The organism is Streptomyces sp. NPDC029216, from assembly GCF_040648015.1.
Classification (GTDB): Bacteria; Actinomycetota; Actinomycetes; order Streptomycetales; family Streptomycetaceae; genus Streptomyces.
In genome coordinates, this window is sequence record NZ_JBEZWL010000046.1 from 1 (window position 1) to 26,026 (window position 26,026).

Genomic DNA, 26,026 nt, shown 5'->3' on the forward strand with positions numbered 1-26,026 from the left:
CGCGGCCGCCGCGTCGGCGGGCCGCTCGGCGCTCTCCGCGAGCCACTGCCCGACGGGCCCGTCGGCCGGGCGTTCCCCGTCCTCGGTGACGAGGAGGCCGTGCGCCTCCAGCTGGGCGAGGAGGACGTCCACCGCCCCGCGCACCGCCGACCGGGGTTCCATCGTGTCGAGGAGCGCTTCGAGTCCGCCGTCGCGCAGCGGCCCCTCCAGCAGCTTCCACAGGGCCGGCAGGGCGTTGCTGCCCTCCAGGGTGACGCTGCCGCCCCGGCCCCGCAGGTGCAGGCCGGCCCGCAGCGGGGTCACGGCCACCCCCGGCCGCAGCCTCCGTACGGCCGTCGGGCGCGCGACGGTGGTCATGCGCGTCCCTCCACCGCGTCGACGGCCTGGGCGATCTCCGTACGCCAGTCGCTGCCGGTCAGGCCGGGCACGGCGCGGACGACGAGGTGCGCCGCCAGGTACCGCTCCAGCGGGCGGACGTCGCAGATGGCGAGGAGCCGGTACAGGGCGTTGGTGCAGGCCCGGTAGACCAGGTAGTCGGGGTGGTCGAACATCGCGCCCCCGGGGTCGGAGCGGCTCAGCAGGCGGTGGAACTCGCTGTACCGGGTGCGCAGGTCGTGGTTCCAGCGCTCCGCCGTGTCCGCGTCGCCGGTGGCGAGGGCGCGGGCCCTGTACTCGGGCGGGGCGCCGTGCAGGTCCGCGCCGGCGTCGTAGCGGCTGCGCGCCAGCCGCCAGGCGCCGGCGGAGAACTCGGCCCAGGCCCGCTCCCAGCCCGCCGCGCCGCCGTCGGCGATCCGGCCGACGAGGGCGGTCACCGCCCGGTCGGCGCGTTCGCCGTGCTGCTCGAAGCGCTCCCGCAGCCGGCCGTCCGGGTCGTCGTGGACGAGGAAGTCCTCCAGGTGCGAGACGTACGACCAGTGGCCGCCGGCGAGGCCGCCGGGGTGGGCGCTCGCGTGCGCCGCGAGGGCGGTCACCGCGAGCCGGATCCGGGCCCGCGCGCCGTCGCCGTGCTCGCCGAGGAAGCCGGCGCCGGCCCGCAGCGCGCCGAGCCCGGCCCGCAGCAGGTCGTCGCGGAGGTCGGCGCCGTCCTCGCCGAGGAGGCCGCGTACGGACGTGCGGTCGACGGCCTCGATCCGGACCGTGTTGTCGGGTTCGATCGGGCCGTAGGGCGGGGGCACGAGTTCGGCGCGCCCGGCCTCGGCGGCCCGCTCCAGCAGCTGCGCCTCGGTGAGGTCACTGTGCGAGGGGTGGTCGCGGAGCCAGTCGCGGAGCGCGGCCGCGGCGGACCCGGCCGCCTGCGTCACCTCCCGGGCCGGGCCCTGGAGCCGCAGCCGCAGGTGGGGGCCGTGCAGCCAGTGCCGTTCCACGTGGGCGGCCAGTCCTTGTGCCGCGGCGGACTCGGCGAGCGGCAGGAGCGCGCCGCGCAGCAGGGGCGCCTTGTCCGGGTGGTGGTGGTAGGCCACCACGTCGAGGGCGTGGTCGTGGGGACGCATGCGCGGCTCGCTTCCTTCCTTCGTCGTCCGGTGCCGGTTCATCGCTTCACCGCCTGATCGCCTGATCGCCTGGTCGCCTGGTCGCCTGGTCGCCTGGTCGCCGCATGCGTCATGGCCGCGTCGCCGCCGTCCCGGTCCGGTAGACCTCCAGGACGAGTTCGACGGCGCGGGCCGGGGCGTCCAGTCCGCCGGGGGCGGGCAGGGCCTCCTCCAGGACGGCGCCGCCGCCGTGGCGGGCGAGCCATTTGGGCAGGCAGCGCAGGTGCAGGGCGTTGCCGAGGTCCACGAGGTGCGGTTTGGGGCGGCTGATTCCGGTCAGGAAGTCCTCGGCGGCGCGGCCGGTGGGGGCGGCGCCGGTGGGGTGCAGGAAGACCTGTTCGGGGAGGTCCAGGGCGGCGCGCCAGCGGGCGGCGGCCTCCGCCGGGACCGGGCCGCCGGCGGTGAGGTCGGCGCGCAGCCGCTCGACCGCCCCGGCCGGCAGCAGCCAGCGCCGGCGGCGGAGCAGCACGCCGCGGTGGCGCAGCCGGGGGGTGTGGGTGACGTGGCCGCCGCCCGGGGCGGGGAGGGTGCCCCGGGGGACGAGCGGGCGGAGGTCGACGGCGCCGTGGGGCTGGTCGGCGAGGTGGGCGCCGAGGCGGCGCGGCAGCAGGACGGGGGCGAGGAAGCCGGGGTAGAGCACGTCGAGGAGTTCGCCGGTGCCGCGCAGCCGGAGGCGGACCTGGTCGGCGGTTTCGTCGTGGACGAGTTCCAGGTCGGCTTCGGCGAGGGAGGCCCAGCGGCGGTCGGGGCCGATCTCGTCCGGGACGAGGAGGGGGTGGAGGTTGGCGTTGAACCCGCCGACGGGGCGGACCTGGGCGGCGCGTGCGCCGGGGCCCAGGGCGCGCCGGATCTGCCGGGACACCTCGGTGGTGGCGCTCGGGTCCAGGGCGTCCAGGAACCGGCTGGTGAAGCGGCCCCAGCCGCCGTAGACGTGGTTGACGCAGAGCAGGCCGTGACGGGGGTCGCGCTGGAGGAAGTACGCGTAGCTGAGCGGGCGGGCGAGGGTCCAGCCGGGCAGCCGGTCGCCGAGGCCCTTGAGGAGGTCGGGGGGCAGGACGACCTCGTCGGCTGCGGCCGGGTCGCCGTCCTGGGCCTCCCGGACGGCTGCCACGGCCTCGGCGCGCAGGGCCGCCAGGGCGTCGGTCCCGCTGGGGAGGGGGTCGGAGGGGTCGAGGGCGGCGAGCCGTCCGGCGGTCTCCCAGGCTTCGGCGATCTCGGGGCCGAACTCCCACGGGTGCGCGCAGCGGCCGCCGGGGCCGTAGCGGGCGACGAAGCGGTCGCGGACGACGCGGCGCACCAGGTGGCCGAGGTCGAAGAGTTCCGCCAGCGCGGTGACCTCGCCGAGGGCCTCGTGGTCGCCTGCGTCGAGGAAGCCGTCGAGGTCGAGGGGGCGCGGGGCGACGACGTCCTCGGAGACCGGGCTGAGCGGGGCGGACACGCTCGGGACGGGGCGTCCGGCGGCGGCCAGCGCCTCGGTCCAGCGGTGGGACAGGCCGGCCAGCAGGGCGGGGCGGTCCTGGGCGGGGGTGTCCGCGAACGCGGCGGTCATCCGGGCGAGCTCGCGGAGGCGCCCGGCGTGGGCGGTGTCCTCGGCGGTGGCGCCGTCGAGGGAGCACAGCCAGTCCGCGATGCGGTCCAGCGGGCCGGGGTCCTGCGGCGGGACCGGGTCGACCGGCACCAGCAGGCCCGCTTCCGCGAGCCGGCCGAGGAATCCGGCGGCGGCGGCCCGGCCGTCGCCGCCCGCACCCGTCAGGGCGGCGGCGAGCAGCCCGGTCAGCTCATCGAGCGGTACGGGGTGCTCGGCCCGCTCGGTGACCAGGCCCAGCGGACCGGTGGAGGGCAGCTCGGCCTCGTCCTCGCCGGAGACGAGGTAGCGGCCCCCGGCGAAGGCGGTCCGGTCGCGGGAGTACGCCGCCCGGCCGTCGGTGACGCGGGCGGTGCTGGTGATGCGGTGGGGCAGGGCGGCCCGGCGGTGCGGGGCGTCCAGGAGGGCGAGGGTGAGGGCGGTGGTCAGGGTTCGGCTGGGCTGCACGACCGCGTGCAGGGGGCCCTCGGTCAGGGGCTCCCGGCCCCAGGCGGGGACGGCGCGGCCCGGCGTCTGCGGCAGGGGGCCCCAGCCGACCGCCGTGAACCAGGACAGCGGGCTGGTCTTGGTGCTGGCCCGCAGGGCGTAGCGCAGGACGGCGGGCTCCTCCTTGCGGGCCCTGCGGTCCTGCGCGCCGGTGCCCGCCCGTTCCACAGCCCGCAGCAGGTCGGCGCTGGTGAGGGCGATGGCCTTGGCGAGGGCCGGCTCGCGGCAGAGGGCGGCCAGGGCGTCGCGTTCGGCGGCCAGGGCCCGTTCGGCGGCGGGGGCGAGCTCGGCGAGGAGGGCGGTGCGGCGCCTGCGCAGGTCGAGCCAGGAGGAGAGCCGGGGAAGGCGCTCCGGGAGGTCACCGAGGCGTTCCAGCAGGGCGGGGCGGGGTTCGCGTCCGTTGTGCACGGCGCGGCGGAGCGGAAGGACCACGTCGCGGTGGAGGTCCGTGGGGTGGCCGGCCCGGCTGGCGTACAGGTCGTCGCAGAGCGGCGCGGCGCTCTCCAGCAGCTGCCGGTCGATCCGGTGGAGCCGGGCGGCCAGGGTGCGGAAGGCGGCGGCGTCCGGCCCCTGGGCCGGGTGGGCCAGTACGGTGGCACGGACCAGCGCGTACGGCGCGGACCAGACCCGGTGGCCGTCGGCTTCGGCCTCGGCCTCGGCCGGCGTGCGGTGTGGCTGCGGCATTCCGGTCCCCCTCCTGTGGGTGGTGGCGCGCGGGCTTCCCGCCGCACACGGGGTGCGGCGGGAAACGGTTCTGCGTCGTGGACGTGCGGGGGTCACATGGGGGTCGTCATGGTCTGGTCGGCGCAGGAGGACGAGGCCTGACAGGAGCACGAGCCCGAGGACGCGCCTCCCTCGGGCAGCGCGACCGTGTCCCGCATCGCGGTCACGGTGAGGTCTCCGAGGTCCAGGTCGAGGTCCTCGAAGGGGAAGTCGGGGGTGTGGTTGCCGGGGGTGTGGTTGCCGGGGGTCATGAACGCTCCTCTGGTGGAAGGCCGGTGGTCCGGATGCGGGGGTGTGCGCGAGGGTCAGCCGCTGAGCGAGTCCATGACGGGCGGCTTGTTGCAGGAGGAGGAGGCCTGGCAGGAGCAGGAGCCCCAGGAGGCGCCGCCCTCGGGCAGTGCGACGGTGTCGCGCATGGCGGTGACGGTCAGGTCGCCCAGGTCGAGGTCGAGTTCCTCGAAGCCGAATTCGGGGGTGCGTGCGGTGTCGGACATGCGTGTCTCCCTCATATGGAAGCGAAAGCCGAAAGGTGCACTGAGCGGAATTCCGCGGGCAGGTGAAATGGCGCAGCCGCGGAAGGGAATGCCGGATGTGCTCGGGTTTCGGTCCGGCCGGATATCGATCCCATCCGGCCCCTGGTGCGGCCGACCCGGTTCTCAGGATCACCCAGGCGCCCGATGAGCCGCTAGAGCGAAGATCCAGCCGCGCTTCCGAACCCGTTCGCCCGACGGCTCGTTTTCGCGGAAATCAGCGCCCCGGGCGGGCCGGGATGCGGTATTCAGGCCGTCGCGGCCGAAAGTGCATTCATCAGGGCGGGCCCGGGTACGGAAAAGCCCCCGTCCGCGCGGGGGCGGACGGGGGCGGAAGTGAGCGGGATGTCAGTCGGAAATCAGCCTTTCCTCACCACGCTGGACTTGAGCTGCATGGAGCCGAAGCCCTCGATCTTGCAGTCGATGTCGTGGCCGTCGACTCCGTCGACGAGGCGGATGTTGCGCACCTTGGTGCCGGCCTTGATCCCGGTCGGGTGACCCTTGACCTTCAGGCCCTTGACGACGGTCACGGTGTCGCCGTCGGCGAGCACGTTGCCGACGGCGTCCTTGATCACCCGCTCCTGGGGGGCGTCACCGGCTTCGGCGGCCGCGAGGGGCCACTCGTGCCCGCATTCGGGGCAGACGAGGAGGGCGCCCATCTCGTAGGCGTAGGCGCCGGAGCATTCGGGGCAGGGGGGAAGTACGTTCTCGGTCACCCGCCCATTCTATGAAGCGGGTGAAACGGGTGAAACAGAGCGGTGCCCCGCCGACGGCAGTCGACGGGGCACCGGAGCGCACGCTCTCCCGGGGGACGGTCAGGCGACCGGGACCGGGAAGGTCGGGTACTCGACGCCGGACACGTGCTGGACCACACGGATGACCTGGCAGGAGTAGCCGAACTCGTTGTCGTACCAGAGGTACAGGATCGCGTTGTCACCGTCGACCTTGGTCGCGCCGGCGTCCACGATCGAGGCGTGGCGCGAGCCGACGAAGTCCATGGAGACGGCGTCGGGGGCGGTGGTGAAGTCGATCTGGCGCTTCAGCGGCGAGTGCAGCGAGACGCCGCGGAGGTACTCCAGGACCTCGTCGCGGGTGGTCTCGCGGCCCAGGCGCAGGCTGAGGATGGCGATCGAGACGTCCGGGACGGGGACGCGGATCGAGCTGCCGGTGATGGGCGCCTTGAGGTCGGGCAGCGCCTTCGCGACGGCGGAGGCGGCGCCGGTCTCGGTGATGACCATGTTCAGCGGCGCGGAGCGGCCGCGGCGGTCGGCCTTGTGGTAGTTGTCCAGCAGGTTCTGGTCGTTCGTGAACGAGTGGACCGTCTCCACGTGGCCGCGCAGCACGCCGTACTCGTCGTCCATGGCCTTGAGCGGCGGGACGATCGCGTTGGTGGTGCAGGAGGCGCAGGACAGGATCTGCTCGTCCGGCTTGATCGTGTCGTGGTTGACGCCGTGCACGATGTTCGGGACGTCGCCCTTGCCCGGGGCGGTCAGGACGACCTTGTCGATCCCGGGGCGCAGGTGCTTGGAGAGGCCCTCGCGGTCGCGCCACTTGCCGGTGTTGTCGATGAGGATGGCGTCCTTGATGCCGTACGCCGTGTAGTCGACCTCGGAGGGGTCGTTCGCGTAGATCACCCGGATCGCGTTGCCGTTGGCGATGACCGTGCTGTTCGCCTCGTCGACGGTGATCGTGCCCTGGAACTGGCCGTGGATCGAGTCGCGGCGCAGCAGCGAGGCGCGCTTGACCAGGTCGGCCTCGCCGCCCCCGCGGACGACGATGGCGCGCAGGCGCAGACCGTTGCCGGAGCCGGCCTTCTCGATGAGCAGGCGGGCGACGAGGCGGCCGATGCGGCCGAAGCCGTAGAGGACGACGTCACGGCCGGAGGAGCGCTCCAGCTTGTTCTCACCGGTGGCGCCGGCGACGGCCCCGGCGGTGAAGTCGGCCACGGACAGACCGCGGTCGTCGGTCTTGTAGTTCGCGGCGAGCATGCCGATGTCGATCTGCGACGGACCGAGATCGAGGGAGGCGAGAGCCTGCAGGAACGGCATGGTCTCGGTGACCGAGAGCTCCTCGCCGTCGATCTGCCGGGCGAACCGGTGGGTCTTGAGGATGCTGACCACCGACTTGTTCACCAGGGAGCGGCTGTGCAGCAGGATCGTTACATCCCGCTCGCGGTGCAGCTTCCCGATGATCGGGATCATCGACTCCGCGATCTCCTCGCGGGTCTTCCAGTTGCTGAACGAGTCCTCGTTGACAGTCACAGAGTTATCTTTCGAGCTAGGCGGCGCTCATATGGTAACCCGGCCGGAATCCGCCTCCTCGGCAGGGGTCAGCCGAGGGTCGGGTGGGCTTCCGGGTGGGCGTCCCACCATGTCCGGTGGAAGGCGTTGTTGTCCACGTTCGCCAGGTACGCCTCCACGGCCGAGCGGTGCAGCAGGTCCGCCTGGTGCGCGGGGACCGACGCGCGGTTCCAGGCGAGGCGGATGCGGCCGGTGATCGGGGTGCCGGCCAGCGGCCGCATGACGGTGCCCGGCACGGCGGGGGCGGTGGGCTGGCTCAGCGAGATCGCCCGGCCCGCGGCGATCAGGTCGTGCTGCATCTTGCGGTCGGTGATCCGGTAGCGCAGCGAGGGCGTGAAGCCCGCCTTGGCGCAGGCCTCGGTCAGGGCCTCGGGGCCGCCGTCGTCGTCCTGGACGAGGGTCATCCACTGCTCGCCGGCCAGGTCGGCCAGGTCGAGCCGGGTGCGGCCGGCCAGGGGGTGCTGCGCGGACAGTCGGATGCAGAACGGCTCCCGGGGCACCACGGTGCGGGCCTGGACGCCGCCGGGCAGCGGGACCTCGTAGTCGTTGACCTCGCCGTAGACGATGGCGTCGTACCGGCCGGCGCCGAGCATCCGCACGAGGGCCGTCACCGAGTTCTCCAGGTCCACCGCCACCTCCCGCCCCGCCAGGGCCAGGTCGGTGCGCGCGAGCAGACCGTCCAGGAGGACCAGGAGGATGCAGCCGAGCCGCAGGGGCACGTCGGCCGACAGCGCGCGCGCCTCGGCCCCGAGGGCGTCCATCTCGCCGAGCACGCGGCGGGCCTTGGCGAGGACGAAATGACCCAGCGGGGTGGGTTCCACCCCGCTGCGGCCGCGGACGAAGAGCTCGCCGCCCGTGACCTGCTCGATCCTGCGCAGCTGGGCGGAGAGCGCCGGCTGGGAGACCCCGAGCCGCCGCGCCGCCGCGCCCAGGCTGCCTGCTTCCGCTATCCGGCAGACGGCTTGCAGGTGCCTCAACTCCAGCTGCATCCCGGCAGCTTACGAACCGCGGTCGCGCCGCACCATAACCCGCGCCTTATGCCCGCAGGGATGTCCCAATCTCGCCATGTCCACGCTCATACTCGGCGACGGCGTACAGCCAGAACCCCCCACACACACGATCGGAGTGGACTCGTGCAGCCCACCAGATGGACGGCGTCCATGGCGGCCTTCGCGCTGACCGCGAGCCTCGCCGGTGCGCTGGCCGGTACCGCGTCGGCCGCGCAGCAGCCAGATCCCGTACCACCCCGGCCCTCCCGGGCCGACCGGGCCGTGGCCGCCGCGGACGCGGCCGTCCGCAGCGGTCTGGACGCCCTGGTCAACCAGCCGCAGCAGCAGTACGACCGGCGCCTGGTCACCCCCTGGGTGCAGGACCTGTTCTCCGTCGCGTACGAGCGCAGCTACCGCGGACTTCCCGTCGTCGGCGGCGACGCGGTCGTCCTCGCGGACGGCGAGGGCAAGGTCCGCGCCCTCCAGTCGGCTTCCTCGACCGTGATCGACGTGGCGACCACCCCGACCGTCACCGCCAAGGCGGCGGAGTCCTCGTCACGGGCCGAGCTGGCGAAGGTGGACAAGGTCGACAGCAGCCGGCTGGTGGTCCGCCTCAAGGACGACAAGCCGGTCCTGGCCTGGGAGACCGTCCTGACCGGGTCCACGAAGACGGCGCCCAGCCGGCTGCACGTCTTCGTCGACGCCCGCACCGGCAAGGTCGTCGACCGCTGGGACGAGGTCGTCGCGGGCACCGGCACCAGCAAGTGGAACGGCCCCAACCCGCTGACGATCGACACCACCGCCTCCGGGGGCACCTACTCCCTGCGCGACCCGAACCGCCCGGGCCTGAGCTGTGCCGACTACGGCACCGGCACCGTCTTCTCGAAGTCCTCGGACTCCTGGGGCACCGGCAACCCGACCTCCAAGGAGACCGGGTGCACGGACCTCGTGTTCGCCGCGCAGAAGCAGTGGGACATGCTGCGCCAGTGGCTCGGCCGCAACGGCGTCGACGGCAACGGCCGCAGCTTCCCCGGCAAGGTCGGCCTGGGCGACCTCAACGCGTACTGGGACGGCAGCTCGGTCACCATCGGCCACAACAGCGCCAACGAGTGGATCGCCGGCATCGACGTGGTGGGCCACGAGTACGGGCACGCCATCGACTCCAACACCCCCGGCGGCACCAGCGGCCAGGAGGCCGGTCTCGGCGAGGGCACCGGCGACATCTTCGGCGCGCTGACCGAGGCGTACGCCAACGAGCCCGCCCCGTACGACACTCCCGACTACACCGTCGGCGAGATGATCAACCTCCAGGGCCGCGGCCCGATCCGCAACATGTACAACCCCTCCGCGGTCAACAACGACCCGTCCTGCTACAGCTCGGCGATACCCGGAACCGAGGTGCACGCGGCCGCGGGCCCGCTGAACCACTGGTTCTACCTGCTGGCCGAGGGCAGCAACCCCGGCGGCGGCAAGCCGACCAGCAGCACCTGCAACCAGTCCACGGTGACCGGCGTGGGCGTGCAGAACGCCGGCAAGGTCTTCTACGGCGGCATGCTCCTCAAGACCAGCAGCATGTCCTACAAGAAGTACCGGACGGCGACGCTGAGTTCCGCCAAGACCCTGGACGCCTCCTGCGACCTGTTCAACAAGACCAAGGCCGCCTGGGACGCCATCAGCGTGCCCGCCCAGTCCGGCGACCCCACCTGCACCCCCAGCGGGCAGGGTGACTTCTCGCTCACCCTGAACCCGGCCTCCGGCAGCGTGCAGCAGGGCGCCTCGGTGACCACCACCGTGGCCACCAGCACCACCACCGGCCAGGCCCAGCAGGTGACCCTCACCGCGAGCGGCCTGCCCGCCGGGGTCACCGCCTCCTTCAACCCGGCCACCGTGCAGTCCGGCCAGTCCTCGACCCTGACGCTGTCGGCGAGCTCCACCACGGCCCCCGGGCCGGCCACGGTCACCGTCAAGGGCCAGGGCGCCTCCCTCTCCCACACCGCCGACTACGCCCTGAGCGTCGGCGGCGGCCAGCCCGATCCCACCACCCCGCCGGACATCAGCGCGGCCAACGTCCAGGCCCACCTGAACCAGCTGGGCACCATCGCCACGCAGAACGGCGGCAACCGCCGTGCGGGCAGCGGCGGCCACACCCAGTCCCTCGCCTACATCAAGGGCAAGCTCCAGGCCGCCGGCTACACCGTCACCGAGCAGAACTGCACCTCCTGCACCTACCCCTCGAACAACCTGATCGCCGACTGGCCGGGCGGCCCCGACGACCAGGTCCTGATGTTCGGCGCCCACCTCGACAGCGTCTCCGCCGGCCCCGGCATCAACGACAACGGCTCCGGCTCGGCCACCCTGCTGGAGAACGCGCTGGTCCTGGCCCAGAAGAACCCCACCCTGACCAAGCACGTGCGCTTCGGCTGGTGGACGGACGAGGAGCAGGGCCTCAACGGCTCGAAGTTCTACGTGAACCAGCTGAGCAGCGCCCAGCGCTCCGCCATCAAGGGCTACTACAACTTCGACATGGTCGGCTCGCCCAACGGCGGCTACTTCATCAACAACCTCAACTCGGCCACCGCCGCGCCCCTGAAGGCGTACTGGACCTCGCTGAACCTCGCCCCCGAGGAGAACACCGAGGGCCAGGGCCGCAGTGACGACTACTCCTTCCAGCAGGCGGGCATCCCCACCTCCGGCTACGCGGCCGGCGCCAGCGCACGCAAGACCTCCGCGCAGGCCTCGAAGTGGGGCGGCACCGCGAACGCGGCGTACGACTCCTGCTACCACAGCTCCTGCGACACCCCGAGCAACATCAACGCCACGATCCTGGACCGCAGCGCCGACGGGGTCGCCTACGCCATCTGGAAGCAGGCCGTCGGCGGCACCCCGGCCTCCGACTTCTCGATCGGCACCTCCCCCGCCGCCGGGACCGCCGCCCCGGGCGGCAGCGTCACCTCGACGGTGAACACCGCCACCGTGAGCGGCAGCCCCCAGAACGTCGCCCTGACGGTCTCGGGCGCGCCCGCCGGCGTCACCGCCACCCTCAGCCCGGCCTCCGTGCAGTCCGGCCAGTCCGCCACCCTCACCGTCCAGGTCGCCGCGGGCACCTCCCCCGGCACGGCCACGCTGACCGTCACCGGCACCGGCTCCGCCTCCCACAGCACCACGTACACGCTGACCGTCAGCGGGGGCGGCGGCAGCTGCACCCCGGCCCAGGTCGTGGCCAACGGCGGCTTCGAGAACGGCGCGAGCCCCTGGAGCGCCACCTCCGGGGTCATCACCAACCAGGCCGGTGAGGCCCCGCACGCCGGCGCGTACATGGCGTGGCTGAACGGCTGGGGCTCCTCGCACACCGACAGCGCCTCACAGTCGCTGACCCTCCCGGCCGGCTGCTCCTCGGGCCGCCTGTCCTTCTACCTGCACATCGACACCGACGAGACCGAGAACACCGTCTACGACACGTTCACCGTCTCGGTGGGCGGCCAGACCCTGGAGACCCTGTCCAACGTGGACGCGGGCTCCGGCTACACGCTCAAGAGCTACGACGTCTCCCAGTTCGCCGGGCAGACCGTCACCCTGCGGTTCCAGGGGGTGGAGGACCAGTCCCTCCAGACCTCCTTCGTGGTCGACGACGTCACCCTCCAGGTGAGCTGACCGACCCCGCGGCACCCTCCAGGGGCCCGGTCCGGCACCGCGCCGGACCGGGCTCCGCCGCGTCCGTCCCTGTCCACGGCGGAGGGAGCCGGGCCCGCCTTTGGACACGGCGGCACCTCCCGGCGGCAAGGCACTCCCGGCATGATCGGTTCCCCACCGCCCCCGATCCCAGGAGACCCCACCCATGTCCGACATCTCGGTCCGCGCCGTACAGCCCGCCGACTTCGCCCAGTGGCGGTCCCTGTACCGGGGCTACGCCGACTTCTACCGGGTGGAGCAGACCGAGGAGGCCGCCGCGACGGTGTGGGCGTGGATCAACGACCCCGCGCACGAGGTGGGCGCCCTGGTCGCCGAGGACGCCGGGGGCCGGCTGCTGGGCCTGGCCCACTACCGCCCCTTCGCCCGCCCGCTGTCCGCGACGACCGGCTGCTTCCTGGACGACCTGTTCGTGGCGCCCGAGCACCGCGGCTCCGGCGCCGCCGACCTGCTGCTCGGCGCCCTGCGGGAGCTGGCGGCGGAGCGCGGCTGGAGCGTCGTGCGGTGGATCACCGCCGACGACAACCACCGGGCCCGGGCCAAGTACGACCAGGTGGCCACCCGGACCATGTGGGTCACGTACGACATGGCCCCCGGCCGCTGACCCTCCTCACACCTCCCCGGCGGCGTCCGCGCAGGCGGGGCAGACCCGGTCCGCGTACTCCTCGGGGTACCAGGGCGAGCCGGGGTGCTCGGACGGCCGCCAGGAGGCCGTCCCCATGGCGAAGGTGTCCCGGCCGCAGAGCGTCCGGGGCCCGCGCGCGGAGCTCTGCCCCGGGGCGGCGGGCGCCGCGTGCACCCGCAGGACGGCCCCGGGCCCCGGCTCCCCGTGGGCCGCGGGGTCGTACTCGTACACGACGACGGTCTCGCTCATACCTCCGACGATAAGCGCCCCGCCCCCGCCCCGCCGGACCGCCGCGCGGCCCGGGGCCGGGTCCGGGGCTCAGCGGCAGGCGCTCGCCGCCAGCTCCAGCTCGTCCGCCCATACCGCTGCGTCCCGCGGCCCGACGTGCGGCGCCGCCAGGGAGCGGACGCGGAAGCGGTTGCGCGGCGTGGTCTCGTCCGCCTCACGGATCATCAGGTCCTGGAGGGCCGGGGGGATCGAGTGGTCCCGGGTGAACCGCAGGAAGGTGCGCGGCACCCGCCCCCACTTCTCCGGGAGCCCCCGGGCGTCGGCGGTTGCGACGGCCGCCGACTCGTCGGGCTCCAGGGTGGCGAGGAGGGCCCGTACGGCGGTGTCGGGCCAGTCGGCGGCGAGCGCGTCCTTGGCCGCGGCGAAGAAGGCGGGGTCGCCGGAACGCCAGTTGACCCGGTTGACGCCGAGTTCGGGCGGGGTCCTGACGCCCTCCACCCGGAACAGGGCGCTGGTGGAGGCCTCGGGGGTGGTCATGAGCTCCAGTGCGGAGGCGTGCCGGGTCGGGCAGAAGGCCGACGCGTACACCAGATGGGAGATCAGCTCGGGTACCTGGTTGGCGACGGCGTTGAGCGTCGCCCCGCCCAGGCTCTGCCCGACGAGAACGACGGCCCCCTGGCGTGCCGCCCGGCGCACGAACCCGACGACGTGCGCGGCGAAGTCGCCGAGGGTGACCTTGCCCAGCGGCGAGGGCTCGGTCCGCAGCCCCTCAAGATCCTGCGGGCTCTGGTAGGAGACCGGGTAGTACGCACCGGCCCCGTGCCCCGGCAGATCCACGGCAAGGGCCTTGTGCCCCCGCAGGGCCAACTCCGCCACCACCGGCGCCCACCCGTACGAATTGCCCCCGGACCCGTGCACCAGCACGAACACGGGGGCCGTACACCGCCGCTCATCGGCGTGGGCAACTCCCCCGCCCACGACGCCGGCCGCGGCCCCGGCCCCCACGACGGCGGCCGCCTTCAGCACGCCGCGCCGGGAACGCACTCCGGAACTCCTGGTGTCCTTGGATTCGTTCATGCGGCGACTCTAGGCGGGGGCTCCTGGGCCGCCGGACGATTCCGGACACCGCTCACGGGGCCGCGTCAGACGATGGCCTCTCCGTCGCGGTCGCCTCCGACACAGGTCCACAATCCGGTCGAGGAGTCGTACTCGACCTGTCCCCCGGTCGCCTTACACGTGTCCGTGTCCACATCGGCCTGTGCGGCATGGACCCCGACGCCGAGAACGGCGAACACCACGGCGGCAATCAGCCCGAGAACCCGTCTGCGCATGGCAACCTCCCGAAAAGGAACGATGCAGGGGTCACCACCAGTTTCACCCCGCCCCCGGCCGGACCGCACCCGCTGTCACCTCCGGGGGCGCTCACCCGGATCCGGAAGCAGACTGGTGGCATGGCGAACACACCCGTGGTAGCCGTGGGAGGGCCGGATGCGTTCGGGTGGCGGAAGGTCACCATCGACGACAGGCCCGCCGGAAAGGTCCGCAGTCCCAAGGGACTGCAGAAGCTGTTGCACCGTTCCGGCATCCCCTTCGAAAACGAGATCCGCTGGCACGGCGGCGACAGTACCGTGTGGCCGGACCACTCCTGCCGCAGACGGATCTACGGGCTCCTGATGGCGATCGGCCTCCTGGCAACCGCATATGTATTCGTCAGGATCGGCATCTCGGACACCTTCACGGCTCTGACCTATCTCGGGCGCATGACCGGATTCATCTTCCTCCTCATGGCCGTGATCGAATTTGTGGGCGCGGCGGTCACCTTCGACTACTGGGGAAAACGGGAGATCCGGTATTCGGGGACGCTCATCCTCATCGGAGCCGCGGCTTCCCTCACCGCCAGCACCATCCTGCTCGTCATGCAGCTCAGGGACGGGCGGTACACGCATTGGCTGTTGCTGTGGTGCGCCCTCGTCCCGTGGTCCCTCTGGACCTTGTGGGTGCTCATCCGCGGCCGGGCGTGGAAGGGCCTGCTCAATCCCCGGCGGATCGCGATCGGGGTGATCATTTCCACCCTCCTGGCATTCGCCAACCTCGCATACACCCATGTCTACGTCCCCGCCACGACGGCGCCGCTGATCGAGATCACAGCAGTCTTCGGCACACCGAGCCTCAACGAGGAGAAGACGAAGCTTTTCGTTCCGTTCCATTTGCAGGTGAAGAACTCCGGCCAGATACCCGTGTACATCCTGGGCAGCATCTACTGGGTTTACGGCAAGCCCACCAGCGCGAATCCGAAGGACGCCGGAAAGCAGAAGTTGATCACCTCGGGCGAATTCATCCGGCCGTCGGGCAGACCCTTGAATCCGGGGGAGGACTGGGCGGAGGACGAGGTCGCCGTGATCAGCGGACCGGCCGGGACGCCGCACGAGACGATCAAGATCGAAACCGAGGCATGGGTGGCCCGGAAGGACAGGATGGCCATCAACAGCGACTACTTGACCTTGAGAAAGGACTGGTCGACGCTCCAGAAGGAGAAGAAGGACCAGGACCCCCCGGGGCCGCCACCGCCGTACTCCAGATATCAGGGCGATGTCGCGAACAGCAACGAGATCCTCAACATGACCCGCGGCCGGCAGCGCATCACCCTCTGGCACACGACGAACGCGACCAGGCCGTACCTCGCCGTGGCGCTGGGCCCGCCTGACGAGAACAAGCCGTTCGCCCCCACCAACAACGCGAAGGAGCGGAGGAACCATGGCCGGTACGGGCTCAGCTCGGTGCGCGGCTTCATGGCCCAGAAGCCCGTCGCGGAGCTTCTGGAGAAGGCGCAGGCGCTGGCGGAGCACCGGTCGGCCGGGGTGACCCCCACGCCGAGCACGGGCTACGCTCCCTGACCCGGACGGCGGCCCGCGACCGACGGTCCGCCCCGGCACACGGCATCCGACGCCCCATCAGGTCAAGCGTCCCGGACCCTTGACTCCTTACGCGCCAGTAGCGATTCTCATGCCCACTGTTGTGCGGGGCATGACAACGACTCATGCCTTGATTCGACCGCGCTCGCCGCCGAACCGAAGGCATGAGTGATCACCTTGACCCCTCACCCTCCTCCACGCCCGCGCCGCCGGCGCGGGCGTCCCTTCGCTTTCCTCTCCCTCCTCCTCGCCGTGATCGCCATGGCGCTCGCGCCCGCGCCCAGCTCCGCGGCCGACACGACGGCCGATCCCGGCTGGTGGAACCCCACCGCCCGGCCCCAGCCCGACTCCGGCATCGACGTGACCGGTGAGCCCTTCAAGGGCACCGACGCCCAGGGCAAGGTCCGCGGGTTCGTCGACGCGCACGACCACCTGATGTCCAACGAGGGCTTCGGCGGCCGGCTCATCTGCGGCAAGCCCTTCTCCGAACTCGGCGTCGCCGACGCCCTCAAGGACTGCCCCGAGCACTACCCCGACGGCACCCTCGCCGTCTTCGACTTCATCACCAAGGGCGGGGACGGCAAGCACGACCCCGACGGCTGGCCCACGTTCAAGGACTGGCCCGCCCACGACTCGCTGACCCACCAGCAGAACTACTACGCCTGGGTCGAGCGGGCCTGGCGCGGCGGCCAGCGGGTCCTCGTCAACGACCTCGTCACCAACGGGGTGATCTGCTCGGTCTACTTCTTCAAGGACCGCGGCTGCGACGAGATGACCGCCATCCGCCTTGAGGCACAGAAGACCTACGAGATGCAGGCCTTCATCGACAAGATGTACGGCGGCCCCGGGAAGGGCTGGTTCCGGATCGTCACCGACTCCGACCAGGCCCGCGAGGTGATCAAGCAGGGCAAGCTCGCCGTCGTCATGGGCGTCGAGACCTCCGAGCCCTTCGGCTGCAAGCAGATCCTCGACGTGGCGCAGTGCTCCAAGGAGGACGTCGACCGCGGCCTCGACGAGCTGTACAAGCTGGGCGTGCGCAGCATGTTCCTGTGCCACAAGTTCGACAACGCCCTGTGCGGGGTGCGGTTCGACGAGGGGGCGCTGGGGACGGCGATCAACGTCGGTCAGTTCCTGTCGACCGGAACCTTCTGGAAGACCGAGCAGTGCACCGGCCCGCAGAAGGACAACCCGATCGGCCTCGCGCCCGCTCCCACGGCGCAGAAGGAGCTCCCGGCGGGCGTGGCGGTGCCCTCGTACTCCTCCGACGCGCGCTGCAACACCCGCGGGCTCACCGAACTCGGCGAGTACGCCGTGCGCGGCATGATGAAGCGCAAGATGATGCTCGAAGTCGACCACATGAGCGTCAAGGCGGCGGGCCGGGCCTTCGACATCCTGGAGTCCGAGTCGTACCCGGGCGTGATCTCCTCGCACAGCTGGATGGACCTCGGCTGGACCGAACGGCTCTACAAGCTGGGCGGTTTCGCCGCCCAGTACATGAGCGGCTCGGAGGCGTTCAGCGCGGAGGCCAAGCGCACCGACGCGCTCCGCGAGAAGTACCACGTCGGTTACGGCTACGGCACCGACATGAACGGCGTCGGCGGCTGGCCCGGCCCCCGGGGCGCGAACACCCCCAACCCGGTGAAGTACCCCTTCCGCAGCACCGACGGCGGCTCCGTCATCGACCGGCAGACCGCCGGCCGGCGCACCTGGGACCTCAACACCGACGGCGCGGCCCACTACGGCCTGGTCCCGGACTGGATCGAGGACATCCGGCTCGTCGGCGGCCAGGACGTGGTCGACGACCTCTTCCGGGGCGCCGAGTCCTACCTCACCACCTGGGGCGCGTCCGAGAAGCACCAGGGCAGCGTCAACCTCGCCACCGGCTCGTCCGCCTCGGCCTCCTCCTCGCAGTGGTGGAACCCGTTCGTCGACTACTCGCCCGCCCGGGCCGTGGACGGCGACTCCGGCTCCCGCTGGGCCAGTGAGTGGAACGACGCCCAGTGGCTGCGGATCGACCTCGGCTCCGCGCACCGCATCGGCCGGGTCACCCTCGACTGGGAGCAGGCGTACGGGAAGGCGTACCGGATCGAGACGTCCACGGACGGCTCGAACTGGCAGACGGTCTGGTCCACGACCGAGAGCGACGGCGGCCTGGACACGGCCCGCTTCGACGGGCTGACGGCCCGCTACCTCCGCGTCCAGGGGGTCCGGCGCGCCACCCAGTGGGGCTACTCGCTCCACGAGGTCGGCGTCTTCAGCAGCTGAGGCGGCGGGGGCCGGCCGGACCGGCCGGCCCCCGTTCCGGCCTCGTCAACGAGAGGGGTTCCATGGCCCGGATGCCGTCGGCGGAGCGACGGACCCAGCTGACCGAGGCTGCGATCCGCGCGATGACCCGTGACGGCGTCGCCCGCACCACGACCCGGTCGATCGCCGCCGAGGCCCGGGTGTCGCTCAGCGTCTTCCACTACTGCTTCGACTCCAAGCAGGCCCTGCTCGAAGCCGTCATCGAGGCGATCACCGCCCACTGCCTCACGGTGGTCCGGGAGGCGATCCGCCCGAAGCCCACCCTGCGCGAGACGATCCGGGCGGGCTTCCAGGCGTACTGGGACCACGTGTGCGCCCAGCCCGGCGAGCACATGCTGACGTACGAGCTCACCCAGTACGCCCTGCGCCAGCCGGGGTTCGAGCACCTGGCGCGCCGCCAGTACGCGCTGTACCGCGACACGTACGCGGAGCTGATCCGGCAGCTGGGCCGCGACACCGGTGCCGTGCCCCGGGTCCCGGTCGGCGTGCTGGCCGGCTACCTGGCCGCGATGACGGACGGGCTGACGCTGGCTCTGCTGGTCCTCGGCGACGAGAAGGGGGCGGCCGAGATCCTCGACGTGATCACCGACCATGTCGAGGGCCTCATGGACGCCTGACGCTCAGGCGGGGTCCGCCGCCTGCCACACCGTCGTGATGTTGCAGAACTCGCGGATGCCGTGCCCGGACAGCTCCCGCCCGTAGCCCGAGCGCTTGACGCCGCCGAAGGGCAGGGCGGGGTGGGAGGCCGTCATGCCGTTGACGAAGATGCCCCCGGCCTCCAGCTCGTGGACGAACCGCTCCAGGTCGGAGTCGTCCCGGGTCCAGACGTTCGAACTCAGGCCGAACGGCGTGTGGTTGGCCCGCTCCACGGCCTCGTCGAGGCTGTTCACCCGGTACAGGGTGGCGACGGGTCCGAAGGTCTCCTCCAGGTCGATGCGCATCGCCGGGGTGACGTCGGCCAGCACGGTGGGCTCGTAGAACCAGCCGTCGGGCCGGCCGGGCGGGCGCCGGCCCCCGCACAGGACGGTGGCCCCGTGCCGGACGGCGTCGTCGACCAGTTCCTCCACGTCGGCGCGGCCGCTCTCGGTGGCCAGCGGGCCGACGTCCGTGGACTCCTGCATCGGGTCGCCGACGGTCAGCCCCGCCATGCCCTCCGTGAAGAGCCGGGCGAACTCCTCGTAGACGTCGGTGTGGACGATGAACCGCTTGGCGGCGATGCAGGACTGGCCGTTGTTCTGCACCCGCGCGGTCACGGCGGTCTTCGCGGCGCGGGCGATGTCGGCGGAGGGCATCACGATGTACGGGTCGCTGCCGCCGAGCTCCAGGACCGTCTTCTTGACCTCGTCCCCGGCCACCGAGGCCACCGCCCGGCCGGCCGGTTCGCTGCCGGTCAGGGTGGCCGCGGCCACGCGCGGGTCGCGCAGGATGCCCTCGACGGGACCGGAGCCGATCAGCAGGGTCTGGAAGCAGCCCGCCGGGAATCCGGCGCGCTCGAACAGGTCGCCCAGGTAGAGGGCCGTCTGGGGGACGTTCGAGGAGTGCTTCAGCAGGCCCACGTTGCCGGCCATGAGCGCGGGCGCGGCGAACCGTACGACCTGCCAGAGCGGGAAGTTCCACGGCATGACGGCCAGCACCACCCCCAAGGGGCGGTAGCGCACCCGCACGGCCGAGGCCCCCGCGTCGCGGACGTCGGAGTCGGCGGGGTGCTCGTCGGCGAGGAGGCCCTCGGCGTGCGCGGCGTACCAGCGCATCGCCTTGACGCACTTGGCGGCCTCGGCGCGGGCCGCGCCGAGGGGCTTGCCCATCTCGATGGTCATGGTGCGGGCGATGTCCTCGGCCTCGGCCTCCAGGAGGTCGGCGGCACGGTTCAGCAGTCCGGCGCGTTCGGCGAAGGAGGTGCGCCGGTAGGCGGCGGCCGTGCGCGCGGCCTCGGCCAGGCAGCGTTCGATGCCGTCGGCGTCGAGCGGGTCGAAGGTGCGCAGGGTCTGGCCTGTCGTGGGGTTGACGGTGGCGATGGGCATGGTCCGACCTTCCTGCGAGGGAGCCGCCCCACCGACCCTGCCCGCCCGGACCCGGCCGCGCAACGCGAGGACCGGCCGCGCGCGCCGTACGCCGTGCCCCGGCCGCCTGCCGAGAAGTTCCCGCACCGGGCCCGGCGCGGTCGCACAATGGGACGAGGAGCCCCGGAGGATCCGGGCGGGAGGCACACGGACAGTGGACGAGCGGGCACAGGACGAGCCGGAGCGCCGCCGGGAGTGGGCCAGGGAACTGGTGGCGTCCCTCACCGCCGTCGAGGACGTCGACCGGGCCCTGGCCGCCGTACTCGACCCGGAACCCGACCTGCAGACGGAGAACAGCGGCCGCCGGGCCCGTGCCGTGCACGCGGCCGCCATGGGTCTGGGACCGGCGGGCTGCGCCGCGGCCGCCGGGATCCCGGAGTCCCTCTTCGCCCGGTGGCGGGACCAGGACCCCGCCTTCGAGGCGGCGCTCGCGGCGGCGACGGCCCTGGCGGCGGCGCACCGGCTCCCGGCACGGGGGCGGATCGGCGGGCTCGGCCTGCGGCTGTTCCTGCAGTCGGTGGCCCGGGGCGCGCACGCCGGGACGGCCGCCTCGATCGTCGGTCTGCGCTCCGACCAGCTGCTGCGGCTGCGCCGGGCGAACCCGCTGGTGGCGGCACTCGTGGACGCGGCCGTCCAGCAGGCGCGGGGGCTGCGCGGCAACGAACGCCGACCGAAGCGCGCCCCCGCCTACCGCCTGGTCACCCTCCGCGGCCCGGCACACGCCCGGGAGACCGGCCGCCGACGACCGCAGGGGCCGGACATCCCGGAGGAACCGGCCTGACCGGACGGGACTGCCCGGGCAGGGCCTACGGGCGGCGGCGCGGCTTGCCGCGCTTGGGGGCGGCCGCACCGCCCCGGGCGCCCTTGCCCGTGGGCTTGCCGCCCGACCTGGCCGCCGGCTTGCCGGTGCCGGGCTTGCCGCCCGTCTTCTTCGGCGCGGCGGCCTTGCGCTCCTGCTTGGGCTGCGGGGGCGTGGCCTGGCGGCCGCGCGAGCTGTTCACGGTCCGGCCCCGGACGATCCCGATGAAGTCCTCGACCAGGTCGGTGGTCTTCTCCTCCGGCCAGGACAGCGCCACCCGGGAGGCGGGGGCGTCGGTGACCGGCCGGTAGGTGAGGTCCTTGCGGTGGTGCAGGCGGGCGAGGGACTGCGGGACGACGAGGACACCGATCCCGGCCGCCACCAGCTCGATCGCGTCCGCCGTGGTGGCGGGCCGTTCGAACGCGGGCTTGCCGGGCAGGGTCTCCCAGCCCAGGACGTCGTCCAGCGGATGCAGCACGATCTCGTCGGCGAGGTCCTCGGTCGACACCTCGTCCACGGCGGCCACCACGTGGTCCTTCGGGACCACGACCACGGTGGTCTCGGTGTAGAGCGGGATGGCGCTGAGGTCCGTACGGTCCACGGGCAGCCGCACGAAGCCGGCGTCGGCCTCGCCGGCGCGCAGCGCGGCGAACGCCTCGGCGGCGGTCACGCCGACGAGGGTCAGCGGGATGTCGGGCAGCCGCTCGTTCCAGATCCGCACCCACTTGGTGGGCGTCACTCCCGGGACATAGGCGAGCCGGAACGAAGGGGATGCATCCGAGCCTGTCACCCCGCAAGGTTACCGGTCGTGGTCGGAGCCCGCGCACATGCTCGATACCCTTGGGGCATGACGTCGCACCAGAGCACCCAGACGATGAAGCCCGCGACCGCGGCGAAGAAGCTGGGTGTGTACCTTGAGGCCACCCCCGCAGAGTTCCAGGAGGGCGTGGTCTCGCGCGCCGAGCTGAACGCACTCCAGGCCGAGCCGCCCGCCTGGCTGGTGGAGCTGCGGCGCAACGGCCCGCACCCGCGACCGGTGGTCGCCTCGAAGCTGGGCGTCTCCATCGCCGGTCTCGCGCGCGGCGGGATCACCGAGGCGCTCACCACGGAGCAGATCGAGGCCCTGAAGCAGGACAACCCGGAGTGGCTGCAGAAGGAGCGCGCCACCCAGGCCGAGGTCCGCAAGGAGGCCGTGCGCATCAAGGAGAAGCGGGCGGAGAAGGCGGAGAAGGACGCGCCGAAGCGTTCCTGAACTCCTCCCCCTACGCAGCACGGCCGGGCCGGGTCCTCAAGGGACCCGGCCCGGCCGTTTTCCGTACCCGGCGCCCGTCAGCCGGCGTGGACGTGAGGGCGGCGGGAGCGGTCGGGTTCGGCCTCACGGATGAATGTGAGGGGGGCGATCCTGACGCTTCCTCGACACCCTCTCGACCGATGACCAGAAAATCCCATGACCGGTGATCACCCGGGCGGCAGACTCGACCCCATGACCGGACCGGATCCCAAACAAGACCTGCGGGTGTACCTCCAGGACGCCCGCGACGCCCTCCTCTGGAAGCTCGAAGGGCTCGGCGAGTACGACGTACGCCGCCCCCTGACCCCCTCCGGCACCAACCTGCTGGGCCTGGTCAAGCACCTGACCAGCGCGGAGGCGCTCTACTTCGGCGCGACCTTCGGACGACCCTTCGAGGCGCCGGGCCTGTGGATCACGGGCGACGCCGAGCCCAACGCGGACCTGTGGGCCACCCCCGACGAGTCACGCGAGCAGATCACCGGGCTGTACCGCGCCGTGTGGGCCCACTCCGACCGGACGATCGAGTCGCTGGACCTCGACGCCGTGGGCCGCGTGGCCTGGGGCGCCCGGAACGAGACCACCCTGCACCGGAGCCTGGTGCACATGATCGCCGAGACCGGCCGGCACGCCGGGCACGCCGACATCGTCCGCGAACTCGTCGACGCGACCACCGGCCTGCGGGTCGGCGGCGAGTGCATACCCCCCGGCGACACGGCCTGGTGGCGGGAGCACCGCGACCGGGTGGAGCGGGCGGCCCGCGAGGCCGGCCGCGGCGACGGCTCCGCGCCCTGAGCCCGGCGGGTCCGCTCAGCCGGACGGGGAGACCAGGCCCGTCTCGTACGCGGTGATCACCAGCTGGACCCGGTCGCGCGCGCCCAGCTTGGTGAACAGCCGCGCCACATGGGCCTTGGCGGTGGCGACGGAGATGTACAGCTCCTCGGCGATCTCCGCGTTCGACCGGCCCTGCCCGACCAGGGTGAGGACCTGGCGCTCCCGGTCGGTGACGCCCGCGAGCGGCCGCGGCGCCCGGGCCGGTGCGGGGTCCGGGCCGGGGCCGCGGACGAAGTCCGCGATCAGCCGGCGGGTGACGCCCGGGGCGATCAGCGCGTCCCCGGCGGCCACCACCCGGATGGCGGCGAGGATGTCCTCCAGGGCCATGTCCTTGACGGCGAACCCGCTCGCGCCCGCGCGCAGCGCCCCGTAGACGTGTTCGTCCTCGTCGAAGGTGGTCAGGACGAGCACCCGGGGCGCGTCCGGGCCGCCGGTGATCCGGCGGGTGGCCTCGATGCCGTCCATCCCGGGCATCCGGATGTCCATCACCACCACGTCCGGGCCGTGCGCGGCGGCCCGCTCGACGGCTTCCGCTCCCGTGCCGGCCTCGGCCACCACCTCCAGGTCGGCTGTCTCCCCGATGAGCACCCGCAGCCCGGAGCGGATCAGCGGCTGGTCGTCCACGAGCAGCACGCGGACCGGAGCCGCGCTCATCGGGGTCCCTCGGGGGCCGTGGCGGGCAGCGGGAGTTCGGCCGCCACCCGGAACCCTCCCTCGGGGCGGGGGCCGGCGCTGAACCGGCCGCGGAGCAGGCTGACCCGCTCGTACATGCCGGTGATGCCGAAGCCGGGCTTCCCGGGGCGCACCGCCGCTCCCCTGCCGTCGTCGACCACCTCGACGCGCAGTTCCTCCTCCCGGAACTCCACGGTCACCCGGGCCCGTGCGGACCCGCCCGCGTGCCGGACGACGTTGGTGAGAGCCTCCTGCACGATGCGGTAGACGGACAGGTCGATGTCCGGGGGCAGCCGGCGCGGCTCGCCGGTCCAGAGGACCTCCACCCCGACGCCCGTGCCCGCGAACGAGGCCGCCAGGGTGTCGAGGCCGGCGAGGCCGGGGGCGGGCCCGGTCGGGGCGTGGCCGCCGTCCTCGTCCGCGTCGGCCCGGCGCAGGGCGACGAGGGTCCGCCGCAGGCCCGCGAGGGTCTCCCGGCTGGTGCTCTCGATGGCTTCGAGCGCGCTGCGCGCCTCCTCGGGCCGGGTGGCGATGACCCGGCTGCCCACTCCTGCCTGGATGGCGACGACCCCGATGCTGTGGGCCACCATGTCGTGCAACTCCCGCGCGATGCGGAGCCGTTCGGCGGTCACCGCCTCGGACACGGCCTGGGCGCGCAGTTCCACGGCGTGGACGCGCCGCTGGCGCACCAGCAGGCCGGCCATGCAGCAGGTGCCCAGGGCCAGGACCGAGACCAGCAGCGCGTCGACGAGGGCGGAACCGGGCGCGAGCAGCCCGACGGCCAGGACCTGCACCGCCGCGACGGTGACGCCGGCGGTGATCGCCTGCCAGCGCGGGCGCGCCGCCACGACGAGGCCGAGGACGAGGCCCACCGGGAGGTAGGAGAGCAGCCGGCCCGGGCCGTGGGGCCCTGCCGTCCCGAAGGCGACGAGCGTGCCGGCGAGGACGGTCAGGGTCAGCGCCGCCAGGGGCCGGCGCCGGAGCAGCCCGGCCAGCAGGCTCAGCGCGAGCAGCAGCACGGCCGCCTCCACCTCCCCGGCGCTCTGGGGGCCGGAGCCGAGGAGCAGGCCGGCGGCGAGGAGGTAGAGGACGGCTCCGCCCCCGTCGAGGAGGGCGGTCCGCGCCCCCGCCCGCAGGTCCGTCCCGAATGGCGCTCGCAGTGCTGATGTGTTCATGCCGCGACAGTAGCCAGCGCACTCCGCACGGGCATCGGCCCGCGGGCTTACACCCCCGGGCGGGGAGTGCGGCCGCGGGATCCGCTGAAACCCGTTCGGCGGTGGGGCGTTAGCAAGGCGGAGCGGCGCGCGCGCCCGTGGTGTGCGCCGGTCCGTCAGACGCCGGCCCGCGCGCCGCGCGTGCGTACGAGTACGAGGAGCGAGATGACGGAGACCATGCCGGCCGGTTCCGGCCGCCGGAGACTTGCCGCCCACTGCCGGAGGATCACCGAGGCCCCCTCGTTCGGCATGGGCGTCTTCATCGTGATCCTGATCAACGCGGGTCTGATGGGGGCGGAGACGTACAGCGGCCTGGCCGCGTCCCAGGGCCGGCTGCTGCAACTGGCGGAGGACGGCTGCCTCGTCCTGTTCACGCTGGAGATGGTGCTGCGCATCGGCTCCTACGCGGACCGGCCGAAAGCATTCTTCCGGGACCCCTGGAACCTCTTCGACCTGCTGATCGTGGCCTCGGCCTTCCTGCCGTTCCTGCGGTCGAACACGACCATGCTGCGGCTGCTGCGCCTCGCCCGCGTGCTGCGCACCGCCCGCTTCCTGCCCCACCTGCGCATCCTGCTGCTCGCGGTCGGGCGCAGCCTGCCGGGCACGGCGAGCTTCCTGTTCGTGGGGGCCCTGGTGGTGTACGTGTACGCGATGGTCGGCTGGGTCTGCTTCGCGCACTCCGACCCGCAGCACTACGGCTCGATCGGCCGGGCCGCGCTCACCCTGTTCCTGCTCACCACCCTGGACGGGCTGACGGACGCCGTCCGGGCCGGGCTGGAGATCTCCCGGTTCAGCATCGTCTACTACGCCTCCTACGCGCTCCTCGCCTCGTTCGTCCTGGTCAACGTCCTGATCGGCGTGGTCCTCAACTCGCTGGACGAGGCCCGGGAGATGGAGGAGGCCGAGGCCCGGGCCCGGGAGCGGGCGGAGAGGGACCTCGACCCCGCCGACGAGGTCCGGGAACGGATCGCCGCGGCCCGCCTCGCCCTGGACGACCTGGAGGCCAGCCTCGACCTGGCGCGCTCCGCCTCCCCGGCCGCACCCGGACCCCGCGAGGAGCCGCCGGGCGGGCCGGAGGCCGGGAGCGGGCCGGAGCGGTCACCGGAGCGGCAGCTGGAGTCCGCCGTGTAGCCGGCGCGGCGCCCGCGGCCCACTGGGCCACTGCCGGAACCGGGCCGCCGCCGGACGGCCCGGTTTCGGCCATCCCGGCGCACATGCCCGCCAACCATGCCTCAACCCCCCTCGCACATGCGAGAGTTGA

The 26,026-nt window shown here is 72.9% G+C and carries 22 protein-coding genes and 1 pseudogene; 9 read left to right on the plus strand and 14 right to left on the minus strand.

The genetic code is table 11. The features are described 5' to 3' along the window. From AB0F18_RS18450 to AB0F18_RS18485, 8 genes and pseudogenes are all read right to left on the minus strand, one after another. Positions 1-357, minus strand: a pseudogene (locus AB0F18_RS18450) (hypothetical protein); the annotation flags it as partial. Continuing rightward, positions 354-1,490, minus strand: coding sequence for a lantibiotic dehydratase C-terminal domain-containing protein (locus AB0F18_RS18455; protein WP_362061565.1), 1,137 nt, complete (start codon positions 1,488-1,490; stop codon positions 354-356). The gene AB0F18_RS18455 and the pseudogene AB0F18_RS18450, both read right to left, overlap by 4 nt. 109 nt (positions 1,491-1,599) lie before the next feature. Continuing rightward, positions 1,600-4,284 (minus strand): lantibiotic dehydratase, encoded by a 2,685-nt coding sequence (locus AB0F18_RS18460; RefSeq protein ID WP_362061568.1) that lies wholly within the window; start codon positions 4,282-4,284, stop codon positions 1,600-1,602. A 92-nt stretch (positions 4,285-4,376) separates the two neighbouring features. Then, entirely contained in the window at positions 4,377-4,574 is a 198-nt protein-coding gene (locus AB0F18_RS18465; protein WP_362061571.1) for a thiazolylpeptide-type bacteriocin, read from the minus strand. A gap of 54 nt (positions 4,575-4,628) precedes the next feature. Continuing rightward, the gene (locus AB0F18_RS18470; protein ID WP_362061574.1) at positions 4,629-4,817 is read right to left on the minus strand and encodes a thiazolylpeptide-type bacteriocin; all 189 of its coding nucleotides are present in this window, start codon (positions 4,815-4,817) and stop codon (positions 4,629-4,631) included. Positions 4,818-5,212: 395 nt separating this feature from the next. Further along, positions 5,213-5,569, minus strand: a complete 357-nt coding sequence (locus tag AB0F18_RS18475; RefSeq protein WP_362061576.1) for a zinc ribbon domain-containing protein YjdM — start codon at positions 5,567-5,569, stop codon at positions 5,213-5,215. A 99-nt stretch (positions 5,570-5,668) separates the two neighbouring features. Beyond that, positions 5,669-7,114 carry a glyceraldehyde-3-phosphate dehydrogenase gene (locus AB0F18_RS18480; RefSeq protein ID WP_362061579.1) on the minus strand — a complete coding sequence of 482 codons (1,446 nt, stop codon included), beginning with the start codon at positions 7,112-7,114 and terminating at the stop codon, positions 5,669-5,671. A gap of 68 nt (positions 7,115-7,182) precedes the next feature. Further along, positions 7,183-8,142 carry a LysR family transcriptional regulator gene (locus AB0F18_RS18485; protein ID WP_362061582.1) on the minus strand — a complete coding sequence of 320 codons (960 nt, stop codon included), beginning with the start codon at positions 8,140-8,142 and terminating at the stop codon, positions 7,183-7,185. Positions 8,143-8,313: 171 nt separating this feature from the next. Between AB0F18_RS18485 and AB0F18_RS18490 the strand changes: the two genes are divergently transcribed. After that, on the plus strand, positions 8,314-11,793 hold the full coding sequence (locus tag AB0F18_RS18490; RefSeq protein WP_362061680.1) for a M28 family peptidase: 3,480 nt from the start codon (positions 8,314-8,316) through the stop codon (positions 11,791-11,793). A gap of 184 nt (positions 11,794-11,977) precedes the next feature. Further along, positions 11,978-12,433: a GNAT family N-acetyltransferase gene (locus AB0F18_RS18495; RefSeq protein ID WP_362061585.1), complete on the plus strand. Its 456-nt coding sequence runs from the start codon at positions 11,978-11,980 to the stop codon at positions 12,431-12,433. Between the two features lie 6 nt (positions 12,434-12,439). Here AB0F18_RS18495 and AB0F18_RS18500 read toward each other — a convergent pair whose 3' ends face one another. Next, a complete protein-coding gene (locus AB0F18_RS18500; RefSeq protein WP_362061588.1) occupies positions 12,440-12,703 on the minus strand; it encodes a hypothetical protein in 264 nt (87 codons plus the stop codon). Positions 12,704-12,772: 69 nt separating this feature from the next. Then, positions 12,773-13,759, minus strand: a complete 987-nt coding sequence (locus AB0F18_RS18505) for an alpha/beta hydrolase (RefSeq protein WP_362061591.1) — start codon at positions 13,757-13,759, stop codon at positions 12,773-12,775. 188 nt (positions 13,760-13,947) lie between these two features. Here AB0F18_RS18505 and AB0F18_RS18510 point away from each other — a divergent pair, with 188 nt between their 5' ends. From AB0F18_RS18510 to AB0F18_RS18520, 3 genes are all read left to right on the plus strand, one after another. Continuing rightward, positions 13,948-15,576 carry a hypothetical protein gene (locus tag AB0F18_RS18510; protein ID WP_362061593.1) on the plus strand — a complete coding sequence of 543 codons (1,629 nt, stop codon included), beginning with the start codon at positions 13,948-13,950 and terminating at the stop codon, positions 15,574-15,576. A gap of 279 nt (positions 15,577-15,855) precedes the next feature. Then, positions 15,856-17,859, plus strand: a complete 2,004-nt coding sequence (locus AB0F18_RS18515; protein WP_362061683.1) for a discoidin domain-containing protein — start codon at positions 15,856-15,858, stop codon at positions 17,857-17,859. 62 nt (positions 17,860-17,921) lie between these two features. Further along, positions 17,922-18,515 (plus strand): TetR/AcrR family transcriptional regulator, encoded by a 594-nt coding sequence (locus AB0F18_RS18520; RefSeq protein ID WP_362061596.1) that lies wholly within the window; start codon positions 17,922-17,924, stop codon positions 18,513-18,515. A 3-nt stretch (positions 18,516-18,518) separates the two neighbouring features. On the opposite strand, the gene AB0F18_RS18525 is transcribed toward AB0F18_RS18520, so the two are convergent. Continuing rightward, entirely contained in the window at positions 18,519-19,919 is a 1,401-nt protein-coding gene (locus tag AB0F18_RS18525) for an NADP-dependent succinic semialdehyde dehydrogenase (RefSeq protein WP_362061599.1), read from the minus strand. 193 nt (positions 19,920-20,112) lie between these two features. Between AB0F18_RS18525 and AB0F18_RS18530 the strand changes: the two genes are divergently transcribed. Further along, positions 20,113-20,739 (plus strand): hypothetical protein, encoded by a 627-nt coding sequence (locus AB0F18_RS18530; protein WP_362061602.1) that lies wholly within the window; start codon positions 20,113-20,115, stop codon positions 20,737-20,739. A 25-nt stretch (positions 20,740-20,764) separates the two neighbouring features. On the opposite strand, the gene AB0F18_RS18535 is transcribed toward AB0F18_RS18530, so the two are convergent. After that, positions 20,765-21,547: a LysR substrate-binding domain-containing protein gene (locus AB0F18_RS18535; RefSeq protein ID WP_362061605.1), complete on the minus strand. Its 783-nt coding sequence runs from the start codon at positions 21,545-21,547 to the stop codon at positions 20,765-20,767. A 57-nt stretch (positions 21,548-21,604) separates the two neighbouring features. Between AB0F18_RS18535 and AB0F18_RS18540 the strand changes: the two genes are divergently transcribed. Together AB0F18_RS18540 and AB0F18_RS18545 are read left to right on the plus strand one after the other, a co-directional pair. Next, positions 21,605-22,009: a DUF5997 family protein gene (locus tag AB0F18_RS18540; RefSeq protein ID WP_362061608.1), complete on the plus strand. Its 405-nt coding sequence runs from the start codon at positions 21,605-21,607 to the stop codon at positions 22,007-22,009. Positions 22,010-22,240: 231 nt separating this feature from the next. Further along, positions 22,241-22,840 carry a DinB family protein gene (locus tag AB0F18_RS18545; protein ID WP_362061611.1) on the plus strand — a complete coding sequence of 200 codons (600 nt, stop codon included), beginning with the start codon at positions 22,241-22,243 and terminating at the stop codon, positions 22,838-22,840. Positions 22,841-22,855: 15 nt separating this feature from the next. Here AB0F18_RS18545 and AB0F18_RS18550 read toward each other — a convergent pair whose 3' ends face one another. Together AB0F18_RS18550 and AB0F18_RS18555 are read right to left on the minus strand one after the other, a co-directional pair. Next, the gene (locus AB0F18_RS18550) at positions 22,856-23,533 is read right to left on the minus strand and encodes a response regulator transcription factor (RefSeq protein ID WP_362061614.1); all 678 of its coding nucleotides are present in this window, start codon (positions 23,531-23,533) and stop codon (positions 22,856-22,858) included. Continuing rightward, on the minus strand, positions 23,530-24,726 hold the full coding sequence (locus tag AB0F18_RS18555; protein ID WP_362061617.1) for a sensor histidine kinase: 1,197 nt from the start codon (positions 24,724-24,726) through the stop codon (positions 23,530-23,532). Before AB0F18_RS18555 ends, AB0F18_RS18550 begins: the two co-directional genes overlap by 4 nt. A gap of 204 nt (positions 24,727-24,930) precedes the next feature. Between AB0F18_RS18555 and AB0F18_RS18560 the strand changes: the two genes are divergently transcribed. After that, positions 24,931-25,896: an ion transporter gene (locus tag AB0F18_RS18560; protein WP_362061620.1), complete on the plus strand. Its 966-nt coding sequence runs from the start codon at positions 24,931-24,933 to the stop codon at positions 25,894-25,896. Positions 25,897-26,026 lie beyond the last annotated feature (130 nt).